We start from the raw sequence: 13469 nt of genomic DNA on the forward strand, positions 1-13469 counted from the left end.
GCCTCGACGGTCATCTGGATGTCGTGCGGGTGCGATTCCTTGAGGCCGGCCGGGGTGATCCGGACGAACTTGCCCCGGGCCTTGAGCTCGCCGATGGTGGGAGCGCCGGTGTAGAACATGGTCTGGCGGAGACCGCCCACCAGCTGGTAGGCCACCGACGCCAGCGGACCGCGGTACGCCACGCGCCCTTCGATGCCTTCCGGGATCAGTTTGTCGTCACCGGACACGTCCGCCTGGAAGTAGCGGTCCTTGGAGTAGGACGTGTTCTTGCCGCGGGACTGCATGGCACCGAGGGACCCCATGCCGCGGTAGGACTTGAACTGCTTGCCGTTGACGAAGATCAGCTCGCCCGGCGACTCGTCGCAGCCTGCCAGGAGGGAACCAAGCATCACGGTGTCGGCGCCGGCAACCAGCGCCTTGCCGATGTCGCCCGAGTACTGCAGGCCGCCGTCGGCGATCAGGGGAACACCGGCAGGGATGGCTGCCTTGGCGGATTCGTAGATGGCGGTGATCTGCGGGACGCCCACACCGGCCACCACACGGGTGGTGCAGATGGAGCCCGGGCCCACGCCCACCTTGATGCCGTCGGCGCCGGCGTCGATCAGGGCCTGGGCGCCTTCACGGGTGGCTGCCTGGCCGCCGATGATGTCCACATGGGCCGCAACGGGATCGGACTTGAGGCGGCGGATCATGTCCAGCACACCCTGGGAGTGGCCGTTGGCGGTGTCCACGAACAGGGCGTCGACGCCGGCATCAACAAGTGCCATGGCGCGCTCCCAGCCGTCCCCGAAGAAGCCGATGGCAGCGCCCACGCGGAGCCGGCCTTCGTCATCCTTGGTGGCCAGCGGGTACTGCTCGGCCTTGGTGAAGTCCTTGGTGGTGATCAGGCCCTTGAGGCGGCCCTGCTCATCAACGAGGGGAAGCTTCTCAATCTTGTTCGTAGCCAGCTTGTGCGAGGCTTCCTCGCGGCTGATGCCCACGTGCCCGGTGACCAGCGGCATTTTGGTCATGACGTCGCTGACCAGCCGCAGCGGGAAATCGGACTCCGGGACAAAGCGGGTGTCGCGGTTGGTGACGATGCCGAGGAGGCGGTTTTCCTCGTCAACTACGGGCAGGCCGGATACCCGGTACTGGGCGCACAGGTTGTCCAGCTCCAGCAGCGTTGCTTCGGGACGGATGGTCAGCGGGTTGGTGATCATGCCCGACTCGCTGCGCTTGACGCGGTCCACTTGATCCGCCTGGTCGGCGATGGACAAGTTGCGGTGCACCACGCCCAGGCCGCCCTGGCGTGCCATGGCGATGGCCATCCGCGACTCGGTCACGGTGTCCATGGCGGCGGACAGCAGCGGGGTCTGCACGGTGATCCGCTTGGAAATCCGCGAGGAGGTGTCGGCCTCGGACGGAATGACGTCCGTGTGGCCCGGCAGGAGCAGGACGTCATCGTAGGTCAGGCCGATGAAGCCAAAGGGGTTGTGTTCGGGCTCGGTCATGAGTGCGCCTCTTACCTTGGTTGCTGGGGCGGGCAGGGGTTGCAGCCGATGACCAGCCCGTCATTACGGAACTGGCCTGTGCAGAAGATGGGGACACCGCGATGAACGGCGTTCCGGGGCAGAAAGTGTTGAGTAAATATTAGAACCTCCGCGCCGATCCCCCTATTCCACGGCTGCAATGTGAGCAACCGCACGGCCCCGGGCTGTGCCGGCCGGGCCAGCGGCGGCTCAGCTCCAGCCCGTGGCGGCCAGCAGCCGCTGCTCGAACATGGGGATCATGCTTTCCACGTAGGTCCGGGTCAGGTGGTTGTCGTCCTTATAGACGTAAACATTCCCCACCACGGCCGGGCAGACTCCGCGGGCGCAGATGAAGTCGCTGAGGTCCATGAGGTGCAGGCCGTCGAGTTTGCCCCGGTAGCTTTCCAGGGGCGAAGGCTCCACGAGCGACTCGCTCAGGGCCGGGTTGCATTCGGGCGCGTCGGCACCGTTCCGCTGGACGCACTCGGGCATGTTGAACGTGAAGCGCGGATTGTCCCGGATGCCCACCACCTCGATGCCTGCCTCGGTGAACGGGCGGACGCCGTCCAGGTAGCCGGGAACTTCGGTTTCGAACGGCGCCTCTTCGTGGGTCAGCGAGGCCACGGTGAAGACCGCATCGGGCCGGTGTTCCAGCACGTAGGCGGCGCTGGCGCGGTTGTAGGCGTTGCATTCGGCATTCCTGGTTTCCGACTCGGCCCCGAACCGGCAGGCCGGCATCAGCAGGGTGACCAGTTCCCAGCCCCGGGCTTCCGCGATGGGTGCCAGCGCGCCCAGGTACTGCTGGGAATGGGAATCACCGAGCACCACAATCCGCTTGGTGGCACCTTCATCAGGGACCGCCTGCCGGCACCCTTCCAGGATGGGGTCGGCGGTGGCGTTTGCGCCCGCACAGGGGACGTGGATGCCGGCCCAGTCGTTGTCCAGCGCGGACGGGCCCGGAATGATCTTCGCGCCGGGGGCGGGCAGGGCGGCGTTTTCCGGGCTGAGTGCCGCGGCCCCGGGCGTGAGCTCGCGCGGCTGCGCCGCCGTCGCTGCTTCCTCTGCCGTGAGCGTCGTCTGCCATACGGCCACGGGTCCGGCAAGGACGGCACCGCAGGCAACAATGACGACGGCGGTGCGCCACGCCCGCAGTTTGGGCCAGTGCCAGTCGCGCAGCGGCTTTTCCACGAAGCGCGTGGTGAGGACGGCAAGCACGATGGAGGCCCCGACGATGGCCAGGCCCTGGACAAGGTTGGGCGCCTCGACGCCGGTGGCGGCGAGCGCCAGCACCAGGACCGGCCAGTGCCAGAGGTACAGCGCATAGGAGTTGTCGCCCAGGGCCACGGCCGGCTTGCTGCCCAGGAAGCGGTCCACGCCAAACCGGCTGCCGGTCTGTCCCGCCACGATAATGGCGGCCGCCGCCAGGGTTGGCCACAGCGCCACGAAGCCGGGGAACGACCGGTCCACCGTCAGCAGCAGGCCGCAGGAGACCATGGCCGCAAGGCCCGCCCAGCCCAGGGCCACGCGCAGGGCCCGGCCGGGTTTGAGGTACGGCAGTGCAAGGGCGAGCAGGGATCCCAGGGCGAACTCCCAGAGCCTGGCCCGGGTATCGAAGTAGGCGTATGCCTGGTTGGTGGCCGTCTGCTCCACGGAGTATGCCAGCGAGACCGCGAAGACCGCGCCGAAGGCCAGCGCCAGCAATCCCCGGTAGGTCAGTACGCTGAAGGCAGGCATGCGGTGCAGCAGCGCCAGCAGGACCGCGGCGCCGGCGAAGACCAGCGGCCACAGGATGAAGACCTGGCCCTGGATGGACAGGGACCAGAAGTGCTGCAGCGGGCTGGCGCCGGCATGGTCCTGCGCGTAGTAGTCCACAGCGGTGTTGGCGAGCAGCCAGTTCTGGCTGTACAGCAGCGAGGCCCACGCCTGGTCCAGCACCTGCGGCCAGCGGCTTTGCGGAATGATGAGCCACGTCCCGGCCAGGACGCCAAGGATGACAACGACGGCGGCCGGCAGCAGCCGCTTGAACAGGTGCAGCCAGTGCCGCAGGAGGTTGAGCGGGGTGCCGGCTTCGACCTTCCGGACGAAGGACAGCGTGAGCAGGAAGGCCGAGATCAGGAGGAAGATGTCCACTCCGCCGGACACCCGGCCAAGCCACACGTGGTAGGCCACCACCATCAGTACTGCGAGCGCGCGGAGGCCCTGGACTTCGGGACGGAACGTGGGTTTCCGGCGGGAGCCGGCAGTGTCCGCCGGACGGCCCGGTGCAGCCTCTGTTCGCGCAATCAACACAAATGACCCCTCAAAACCGGCTGGCAAAAACATCAAGCCTACGGGCCGGCGACGCCGGATGGCCAATCATGAGAGACCGGTCACGCTTCCTTTTCTCCTGCGCGGGCACTTTCGCGGGCTGCCATCGGGGGCCGCGGGATTCTGCGCGCCAGGTGGCGCGCGTCACGGGCTGTGCCGGGAAGGGTGGCGGACGCCGCAGCGTACTGGAATTCCTGTCCGAGGAAGAAAAGGCCCGGTGTCCGCAGGGCGACGCCGCGGTGCTGAGGGGGCAGCGCGCCGCCGTCGAGCATTCCCGGATCGATCCAGCTGAAGTCCTCCCGGTAACCGGTGCACCACACCACGTTGGACACTTCCACGCGGGTCCCGTCCGCCAGGACGGGCATCCCGTCCTGTACTCCGGCCACCCGCGGCACGAACTGGACGCCGGCCGCGGCCAGGTCCTTGGACTTGGTCCTGATCAGCGGCGTGGCGTGCGCCTTGAAGACGGGCGCAGCCTTGCGGCCGAGGGGTGTGCTGAGGGTCAGGACGTGGAGCCCCAGGAACCGCACGATCGGCAGGAAGTAGCGTGCCGCCGTCGGGCCGTGCTTCGCCGGGAGCTCTCCTCCGGGCTTGCCGGCCACACTTGTGGAATGGGTGCGGCTTACCTCGAGGGCGATTTCTGCCCCGGAGTTCCCCAGTCCCACCACCAGCACCGGACCGGCCTGCAGTTGCCCGGCGTTCCGGTACTGGCTCGAGTGCAGCTGCACGATGGAAGCGTCCAGGTCAGCGGCAAAGCCCGGGACCTTGGGCGCCTGGCTGCAGCCGGTGGCTACGACCACATTGTGGGCCTCCCAGCGGTGGCCGTTGGAGGCGGCGACGAAATGGTCCGTCTCCCGCCACAGCCGCTCGACGCGGACGCCCCGGATGACAGGCAGCGCGAACCGTTCCGCATAGCCTTCCAGGTACCCTGCCACTTCGTCCTTGGTGGGAAAGGACAACGGATCCGCCGGGAAGGGGACCCCTGGCAGGCCGTCGTACTTGGCGGGGGTGAACACCCGGAGTGAATCCCACCGTTGCCGCCAGGCGTCGCCGGTGCGCGGATTGGCGTCCAGGATGAGGAATGCCCGGTTCTGTTCCTTCAGGTAATGGCCCATGGCGAGGCCGGCCTGGCCGCCGCCGATGATCATGGTGTCCAGTGTTCCTGTCCGGTTGGTGTTCATGACTGTGCTCCTTGGTGGATTGCGGGGATATCTGCAGCTGAACCGTCAGGCTGTCCGGCGTCCGCACCTGGTCCTTCATGCCCGGCCTCCCGGTACCGCAGCCACCACGCGAGCATCAGCGCGGATGCCACGATGTAGGCCAGGTGGAGGACCCAGATGGGACCGGCCGGAAGGTTGAAGACGTAGATGGAATGCACGGCGTTGGCAACGTTGCTCAGGACCAGGTTGCCGAGGCTGTAGGAGGCGAGGTCCCGGGTGCGGGCGGCCTTCACCAGCATGGGCAGCATTCCCAAGGCGAACAGCACCGTGGAGAGGGTGCCGGCAAGGACTGGAAGGTTCATGTTTTGAGGCTATGGCCGGGGCCTTCCAGTCCGCGTCGGCCGGATTATGCAAGTGTCCGGCCTGGTTTGGATGGGTAATTATGTGCAGAACCCGTCAGCCTGCGAGTCCGTGCTCAAAGGCGTATCTCGTGGCCGCGGCCCTTGAGGAGAGGCCAAGCTTCAGGAAGATGTTGCTGATGTGCCTGGCCACGGTTTTCTCGCTGAGGAAGAGGTCTGCCGCGATGGCCCGGTTACCCTGGCCGGACGCCACGTGCCGAAGCACCTCCGCCTCCCTGGGCGTCAGCGGCCCTGGAGTCCCGCCGTCGTCCTTCCGCATGAGCGTGGCAGCCCACGCAGCGGCCGGAGCCGCCCCCAACTCCAGCAATTCCACGTGCGCCGCCTCGAATTCCATCAGGGCAGACGCCTCGTCGCCGAGCCCCCGGCAGGCCCGCCCGATGAGGACCCGGCAGCAGGCAGCCTCAAAGGGGACACCGAGTCCCACCCACAGGTGCCATGCCTGGCGCAGCGCCTGCGATGCCCCCGTTAAGTCCCCCTCCTCAAGCCGGACGGCGCCGTCTGCCTGTTTCGCTACCGCGCGGATCATGCGCCGAGGGCATTCCCGGGCAAAGGTGATCAGCTCGTCGGCCCCCTGCCGGGCCGCGGGCAGGTCAGGCACTGCCAGTTCGATCTGCACGAGCGCCGGCAGCAGGTGCCGTCGGGTGGCGGCGTCCGCCACCCCGGCCGCCCGCCGGATCATCGACTGCGCCTGCTGCGCGTCCCCGCGTGCCAACTGCAGGAGTGCCAGGCCCGGCTGGGGTTCGTAGCCGCTGCGGGCAGCATGGCTGTAGGAAGCTTCGGCGGCATCCAGGTCGCCGCTCAGCCTCTGCACTTCAGCCTGCTGGTAGAAGCCGCCATAGAGCGCCCACGGATCACCCCTGGTGGAGCGCTCCTGGGCGACGGCGGCAGCCTGCAAAGCTTCGGTCCACGCCCCGTGCAGCCGGAAGAGCTCAGCGCGGTGTGCCTGGCATTGGCCGCTGAAGGCCACAGTGTCCGGGCGGGCACGGCACCAGCGGTCCAGCTCCGCGGTCCACTCCAGCGCCCGCTCAAGGTCGAAGGCGATCTGGCAGTTGCCGATGACTGCGCAGTAGATAATGCCCGACGGCACCGCGGACAGTTCGCCCGCAGTGACGGCCACCATCACCTCGTCGAACATCCCAAGGCCTTCTTCGGCACGGCCCAGTGCCAGCGTCGCCTGGCCTGATCCAAGCAAAGCGAGGGCTGACAGGTCCTTGTTCCGGAATTGCCGGCCGAAGTCCGCAGCCTGGGAGAACAGCTCGAGGGCGGCCTGAGGATCCCCGCCGTACAGCTTGCCCAGTGCAACAGGCATGAGCATAAAGCCTTGCACCGCGTCGGGTTCGGGGAGTTCGTTCACCAGTTTCTGGCCACGGGCCAGCCATCCCCCGGCACGCGCCGTCTCTCCGGCGTTCGCCAGGTGCATCACCATCCAGGCGGCGCACCGTGCGGCACCCACCACATCGCCAACCATCAGGTATTCCTCGTGGGCACGGGTGAGGGTATCCAGGCCTGTGCTTGTGTTGCCTGTCAGGATTTCCGCCGTTGCCAGCCGTTCAAGGTCCGCCGCCGGCAGTCCGCCCTGCTGGTCCGCGTCACGGAAGTTTTGGAAGGCCTCGGTCCAGCGGTGCTCCTGGAACGCTGACCGGCCCCTGTCAATGCCCGTTTCCGCTGACACCTGGCCTCCTTCCGGATACGCCCGCCCAGCCGGTTAAGCGCCACGGTACGCCCGCTGGGGAACCGGCACAAGCGGCCCTCAGGGGCTACGAACGCAGCAACCCGCGCAACGTCTGGATGGTGTCAGCCTCCGCCACCGTCTTGTCATCGCGGTAGCGTTTGACGCGCGCGAACCGGAGGGCGATGCCGCCCGGATAGCGCGTGGAACGCTGGACACCGTCGATCGCGATCTCCACCACGCTGACAGGCTCCACCCATACGGTGTTCGACGTTCGCCGCACCTCGATCTCCTGGAACCTCTCCGTCTGCCAGCGCAGCAGCTCGTCGGTGAGCCCCTTGAACGTCTTGCCCACCATGACGTAGCCGCCGGGCTCGCCGAACTCGCCGGCAGGGTCGAGGGCGCCGAGGTGCAGGTTCGACAGCAGACCCGTGCGCCGTCCCGAACCCCACTCACAGGCGAGCACCACCAGATCATAGGTGAGCACCGGCTTCACCTTGATCCAGTTGGAACCGCGCCGCCCGGCTGCATAGGCCGATCCGACCGCCTTCACCATCACACCCTCGTGGCCCGCGGCGAGCGCCTCGCGTGCCACCCTTTCGGCAACGGCGGGATCCCCCGTGACCTCCCCCGGGATCCGGTACGCGGGGGCAATGCGCTCCAGCACGCCGATGCGCTCGGACAGCGGTTCCTCCAGCAGGTCCCGCCCGTCGATGTGCAGTACGTCGAAGAACCACGGATGCAGCAATGTGGTGCGCACCGCATCCGCCCCGAACCGGGACATGGTCTCCTGGAAGGGCCGGGGTCCGCCGTCCTCATCGAGCGCGAGGGTCTCGCCGTCGAGGATGACATCGCTCACCGGCAGGCCGCGCACCACGTCCACCACCTCGGGCAGCCGGTGGGTCACGTCGGCCAGGGTACGGGTGAAGATGCGTACCTCGCCGCCGGTGCGGTGCACCTGGATGCGTGCGCCGTCGAGCTTGTATTCCACGGAGGCTTCCCCGGTGACCTCCAGCGCCGCACTGGCGCTGGCCGCGGTGGCGGCGAGCATGGGCTGTACGGGACGTCCGACGACGAGGCCTACCTCCTCGAGTTCCGCTGCGGTACCCGTGAGCGCCAGCAGGGCGGTCGCGCCCAGGTCGCCGGAGAGCATCGCCGCGCGGCGCACGGAGTCCACCGGCCGGTCGGCGGCGCGGGCGATGGCATCCGTCAGCACACCCTCGAGTGCACCGGTGCGCAGTTCACCGAGCAGCACTCCGGCGATGAATGACTGCTCGCGTTCGGTGGCTGCCGCGGTCAGCTCGCGGAGTGTCGCGGCGCGCTCGGCCGCAGATCCGGCGCCTGCGGCGGCGAGCAGCCGGTCCAGTGCAGCATCCACGTCGGCGACGGTAAGGCCCGGCTCGGCGGCCGGCTCCCCCATGGCCGCGGTCATTCCGCGCCAGCCAATCCCTACCCGGCCCTGCCGCGGCCTGGCGATGAGCAGTCCCACGGCAGCCGGGATTTCAGCGGGCTCGAGGCGGCGCAGGAGGCCGGCCAGGAGGTCCACCTTCGCGAGCCGGGAGCGGGTGGACGCGACGGCGTCCGTTGTTGTCACGAGCTCGTCGAGCAGCATGGCACCAGTCTGCCACGCCCATCCCGTCCACTATGGACAGCTCCGGAAGGCAGTTCCAGACTGGACGCATGGGAATCATCGTCGCGAACCTGTTCATCACGCTCGACGGCGTCTACCAGGCGCCCGGTGGCCGCGAAGAGGACACTGAAGGCGGTTTTGGCTTCGGCGGCTGGCAGGCCCCGGTGTCCGATGACGAGGCCGACGCAGCCATCGGAGCGGAGATCGGCCGCATCGACGCCCTGCTTCTGGGCCGGAAGACCTACGACATTTTCGCGGGGTATTGGCCGCAGCAGTCCGACATGGTCGGCACCACGTTCAACCGGGTGCCCAAGTTCGTCGTTTCCAGCAGCCTGACCGCTCCGGGGTGGGCCGGCACCACCGTGCTGCCTGATGCCGCGGCCGCGGGCCGGCTTCGTGAGGATTACGGCGAGGTGCACATGTTCGGCAGCGGCGTCCTCATCCGTTCACTGCTCAAAGAAAACGTCATCGACCGCCTCCACCTTTGGCTCTATCCGGTCACCCTGGGGCAGGGCAAGCGCCTCTTCGACGGCGGGACCATCCCCGCCTCCTTCCGCCTCGCCGAGCCGGCGCGCACCTTCCCCAAGGGATCGGTGTCGCTGGTCTACGAGCGCGCGGGCGACGTCAGGACGCAGGACATGCCGGCCACCCAGGGCGCCTGATGGCCAAGGTCATTGCAGCCATCAGCACGTCGGTTGACGGTTACATCACCGGCCCCGACGACGGTCCCAGGTACGGCCTGGGCAAGGGTGGGGAACGCCTGCACTACTGGGTGATGGGCGGCCCCTGGACCTACGACGGCGGACATGACTTCGCGATGCAGGGCCCGGACAAGGATTTCTATGACGAGCTGGAAGCCGGATTGGGTGCCGGCGTCGTCGGCCGGGGCATGTATGACGCCGCAGGGGCATGGGGAGGAACCAACCCGTTCGGCGGCCCGCTGTTCGTGCTCACCCACCGGGTACAGGACCAGCCGGCGGCGGCGTCCGGGTTCACTTTCGTGTCCGGGCTCGATGAAGCCCTGGCGCGGGCGATTGAGGCGGCAGGGGACAAAGACGTATCGATCGGCGGCGGCGCGGACGTGATCCGGCAGGCACTTGCCGCCGGGAGGGTGGACGAACTGGTGCTCTCGACGGCACCGGTGATCCTCGGTGCCGGTAAGCGCCTTTTTGACGGCTTCGGCCAGGACATCAACCTCGGCATCATCAAGACGGTGAGCTCGACGTTCGCCACGCACGTGCGCTACGCGGTCAAGAAGTAAAGGGGCACAAAAAACCGGCCCGGCAGATGCCGGACCGGTCTTTGTGCCTTGGCAGCCAGTGAAGGCTAGTGGCTGTGGCCTGCGTGCTCGTCTTCCTCAGCGGGCTTTTCCACAACCAGGGTCTCGGTGGTGAGAACCAGGGCAGCGATGGAGGCTGCGTTGCGGAGGGCTGCACGGGTGACCTTGACGGGGTCGATGACGCCGGCAGCGATCAGGTCCTCGTACTCGCCCGACTTGGCGTTGAAGCCGTTGTTGGTTTCGAGTTCGGCAACCTTGGCGGTGATCACGTAACCGTCGAAGCCTGCGTTCTGGGCGATCCAGCGCAGCGGCTGGACCAGCGCGCGGCGGACGATGCCCACTGCAGCGGCGGCGTCGCCTTCGAGTGCCTTGACGGCCGGGTCCTCGTCGAGGGCCTTCAGCGCGTGGATCAGGGCGGAACCGCCACCGGCCACGATGCCTTCTTCGAGGGCGGCGCGGGTGGAGGAAACAGCATCTTCGATGCGGTGCTTCTTTTCCTTCAGCTCAACCTCGGTTGCGGCACCCACCTTGATGACGCCGATGCCGCCGGCCAGCTTGGCCAGGCGCTCCTGGAGCTTTTCGCGGTCCCAGTCGGAGTCGGTGCGGGTCAGCTCGGCACGGAGCTGGGCAACGCGTGCAGCAACGTCCTCGGCAGCACCGGCGCCGTCCACGATGGTGGTGTTGTCCTTGGTGACCGTGATGCGGCGGGCGGTACCCAGCACCTCAAGGCCAACGGAGTCCAGGCTCAGGCCCAGTTCCGGAGAGACAACCTGCGCACCGGTGAGGGTGGCGATGTCCTGCAGCATGGCCTTGCGGCGGTCGCCGAAGCCCGGAGCCTTGACAGCCACCACGTTGAGGGTGCCGCGGATGCGGTTGACGATCAGCGTGGACAGGGCCTCGCCGTCGACGTCCTCGGCGATGATGAACAGCGGCTTGGAGCTCTGCAGCGCCTTCTCCAGCAGCGGCAGGAATTCCTGGATCGAGGAGATCTTGCCCTGGTTGATCAGGATGAGGGCGTCCTCGAGGACTGCTTCCTGGCGTTCCGCGTCGGTGACGAAGTACGGGGACAGGTAGCCCTTGTCGAACTGCATGCCCTCGGTGAGGACCAGTTCGGTCTGCGTGGTGGAGGATTCCTCGATGGTGATCACACCATCCTTGCCCACCTTGCCGAAGGCCTCGGCCAAGAGCTCGCCGATCTCTTCGCTCTGAGCGGAGATGGCCGCAACGCTGGCAACCTGGGTGCCTTCAACGGGACGGGCATTCTCCAGCAGGCGTGCAGCGACGGCTTCAACGGAAACCTCGATGCCGCGCTTGATCTGGCCGGGAGCAGCGCCGGCAGCTACGTTGCGCAGGCCTTCCTTGACCAGTGCCTGGGCCAGGACCGTGGCGGTGGTGGTGCCGTCGCCGGCAACATCGTTGGTCTTGGTGGCTACTTCCTTGGCCAGCTGTGCGCCAAGGTTTTCGTACGGGTCGTCCAGCTCGACTTCGCGGGCGATGGTGACGCCGTCGTTCGTGATGGTGGGCGCGCCCCACTTCTTGTCCAGGACAACGTTGCGGCCGCGGGGGCCGAGCGTCACCTTGACGGTGTTGGCGAGCTTGTCGATGCCGGCTTCAAGAGACCGGCGGGCAGCGTCGTTAAACGCAAGCTGCTTTGCCATGGTTTTGTCCTTTCAAGACAGAACCCCGCGCAGCTGACCAGCAGTAAGCATGACCAGCGGCACGGGGATCCGGAGAGTTACTTTACGACGATCGCCAGGACGTCGCGGGCGGACAGCACGAGGTACTCGGTGCCGCCGGTCTTGACTTCGGTTCCGCCGTACTTGGAGTAGATGACGACGTCGCCAACGGCTACGTCGACAGGAACGCGGTTGCCATCCTCAAAGCGGCCGGGGCCAACTGCAACAACTTCGCCTTCCTGCGGCTTCTCCTGTGCGGAGTCCGGGATGACCAGGCCGGAAGCCGTGGTCTGCTCGGCTTCGAGCGGGCGGACAACAATACGATCCTCAAGAGGCTTAATAGAGACCGACACTCGGACCTCTCCTTTTCGTCAGCAAATTCGTGGACTGGAAAGCTTTCCGCCCTGGCTGGCAAACCGTCGTCGCGGTGCCGGCAGCAGCCTGGCTGGGAGCTCTTCATGTGTTAGCACCCTCCTAGGGAGAGTGCTAATGAAGACTCTATGTGCGGGTTAGCACTCGGTCAAGGCGAGTGCCAGCGTTTCGTCATCCGCGTACACGGCGGCGTGTACATTGAAGCGGTGCGAGCCGCCGTATACCTGATCCTTGCGAACCTGTTCTGGGCCGGAAACTTCGTGGTGGGCCAAGCCGCGATGAAAACCATGGAGCCCCTGCAGCTCACCTTCTGGCGCTGGGCGCTGGCCGCGGTCCCGCTGCTCCTCCTGGCGCAGGCCGTTGACCGGCCGGACTGGCGCGCCGTGCTGCGCCGCTGGCCGGTACTGCTGCTGCTGAGCGCCCTGGGCATGAGCGGCTACACCCTGCTGCTGTACAGCGCACTGCAGCACACGTCGGCCCTGAACGCTTCCCTGGTGACGGCGGCCAACCCGGCCCTGATCATGGTGCTGGCCGTGGTCCTGCTCAAGGACCGGCCGGGCCCGGTGAGCTGGCTGGGCATCGCGCTGGGCCTGGCCGGCGTGCTGATGGTTTTGACAGGCGGCGACGTGTCCCGCCTGCTGACCTTTTCCATCAACACCGGAGAGCTGCTGATCGTGGCAGCCATCACCGTCTGGGGTTTCTACACGATCGTCGCCAGGCGGCTTGCCCTCCCCGCGATCACCGCAACGGCCGTGCAGGTGGCCATGGCGGCGGTGGTCCTGGCACCCATCGCGGCAGCAACCGGGGCCGGGCTGCCGTCCACTCCGGCCGAGGGCTGGTCCCTGGCGTTCATCGCCCTGTTCCCCTCGCTGGGCTCCTACCTGCTGTGGAACCTGGCACTCAAACGGACTTCTGCGGCCAACGCCGGCAACTACCTGAACCTGATCGCCGTCTTCACCGCCATCATCACCGTGCTGCTGGGCCAGCCCATCACCGCGGCACAGGTGCTGGGCGGAGTCCTGGTGATATCGGGGGTCCTGCTGACCAGCGCCGGCCAGCGGCCTCAGCGTCCCAGGTCGTCGAAGTCCACGTCCTCGCCGCCGTCGGAATCCCGCCTCCCCTGATTCCTGCCGCGGTAGAGCACCACGGCCGCAACGGCGGCAGCGAGCAGGGACGCCACCAGGAACACGATGCTTCCCGCCCGTGCGCCGGCATACAACCCGCGGATGTCGCTGGCTTCCTGGGTGTCGTCCTGGATGTCGTTGCCCCCCACGGAATAGACGGTGGCGTTGAAGGTATCCAGGAAGAAAACGATCACCAGCAGCGCGATGCACACCACTGCCACCAGGGAAGCCGCAATGAGGGCGGGACGGGCATACCTGGCGGGACCCCGGTCCGTGGGCTGCTGTTCTCCGGACTGCTGGGGGCCTGCGCTGTCTTCCATGCTTT

Annotated in this window: 12 protein-coding genes; 3 read left to right on the forward strand and 9 right to left on the reverse strand. The window is 67.3% G+C overall.

The window, feature by feature from the left end; all coding sequences use genetic code 11:
- The 6 genes from guaB to P2Q66_RS13030 form a co-directional block, all read right to left on the reverse strand.
- Positions 1-1490 (reverse strand): IMP dehydrogenase (guaB, locus tag P2Q66_RS13005; protein WP_275728646.1); only part of this gene is annotated, 1490 nt, incomplete at its 3' end.
- Between the two features lie 228 nt (positions 1491-1718).
- The gene (locus tag P2Q66_RS13010) at positions 1719-3797 is read right to left on the reverse strand and encodes an acyltransferase family protein (protein WP_275728649.1); all 2079 of its coding nucleotides are present in this window, start codon (positions 3795-3797) and stop codon (positions 1719-1721) included.
- Positions 3798-3877: 80 nt separating this feature from the next.
- Positions 3878-4996: an NAD(P)/FAD-dependent oxidoreductase gene (locus P2Q66_RS13015; protein WP_275728651.1), complete on the reverse strand. Its 1119-nt coding sequence runs from the start codon at positions 4994-4996 to the stop codon at positions 3878-3880.
- Positions 4993-5337, reverse strand: coding sequence for a hypothetical protein (locus P2Q66_RS13020; protein WP_275728654.1), 345 nt, complete (start codon positions 5335-5337; stop codon positions 4993-4995). Before P2Q66_RS13020 ends, P2Q66_RS13015 begins: the two co-directional genes overlap by 4 nt.
- A gap of 94 nt (positions 5338-5431) precedes the next feature.
- Positions 5432-7066 (reverse strand): helix-turn-helix transcriptional regulator, encoded by a 1635-nt coding sequence (locus P2Q66_RS13025; protein ID WP_275728655.1) that lies wholly within the window; start codon positions 7064-7066, stop codon positions 5432-5434.
- A gap of 85 nt (positions 7067-7151) precedes the next feature.
- Positions 7152-8675 carry an ATP-dependent DNA ligase gene (locus P2Q66_RS13030; RefSeq protein WP_275728658.1) on the reverse strand — a complete coding sequence of 508 codons (1524 nt, stop codon included), beginning with the start codon at positions 8673-8675 and terminating at the stop codon, positions 7152-7154.
- A gap of 68 nt (positions 8676-8743) precedes the next feature.
- Between P2Q66_RS13030 and P2Q66_RS13035 the strand changes: the two genes are divergently transcribed.
- Both P2Q66_RS13035 and P2Q66_RS13040 read left to right on the forward strand, forming a co-directional pair.
- Positions 8744-9355: a dihydrofolate reductase family protein gene (locus P2Q66_RS13035; RefSeq protein WP_275728660.1), complete on the forward strand. Its 612-nt coding sequence runs from the start codon at positions 8744-8746 to the stop codon at positions 9353-9355.
- Positions 9355-9954, forward strand: coding sequence for a dihydrofolate reductase family protein (locus P2Q66_RS13040; RefSeq protein WP_275728662.1), 600 nt, complete (start codon positions 9355-9357; stop codon positions 9952-9954). Before P2Q66_RS13035 ends, P2Q66_RS13040 begins: the two co-directional genes overlap by 1 nt.
- A gap of 65 nt (positions 9955-10019) precedes the next feature.
- On the opposite strand, the gene groL is transcribed toward P2Q66_RS13040, so the two are convergent.
- Both groL and groES read right to left on the reverse strand, forming a co-directional pair.
- Positions 10020-11630 (reverse strand): chaperonin GroEL, encoded by a 1611-nt coding sequence (groL, locus tag P2Q66_RS13045; protein ID WP_275728664.1) that lies wholly within the window; start codon positions 11628-11630, stop codon positions 10020-10022.
- A 77-nt stretch (positions 11631-11707) separates the two neighbouring features.
- Entirely contained in the window at positions 11708-12001 is a 294-nt protein-coding gene (gene groES / locus P2Q66_RS13050; RefSeq protein ID WP_003805290.1) for a co-chaperone GroES, read from the reverse strand.
- A gap of 225 nt (positions 12002-12226) precedes the next feature.
- On the opposite strand from groES, the gene P2Q66_RS13055 reads away from it, so the two are divergent.
- Entirely contained in the window at positions 12227-13144 is a 918-nt protein-coding gene (locus P2Q66_RS13055) for a DMT family transporter (RefSeq protein WP_275728671.1), read from the forward strand.
- Here P2Q66_RS13055 and P2Q66_RS13060 read toward each other — a convergent pair.
- Positions 13084-13464 (reverse strand): hypothetical protein, encoded by a 381-nt coding sequence (locus P2Q66_RS13060; protein ID WP_275728673.1) that lies wholly within the window; start codon positions 13462-13464, stop codon positions 13084-13086. The two genes, P2Q66_RS13055 and P2Q66_RS13060, sit on opposite strands and share 61 nt — an antisense overlap.
- Positions 13465-13469 lie beyond the last annotated feature (5 nt).

The organism is Arthrobacter sp. Cr_A7 (genome assembly GCF_029222765.1).
Classification (GTDB): Bacteria; Actinomycetota; Actinomycetes; order Actinomycetales; family Micrococcaceae; genus Arthrobacter.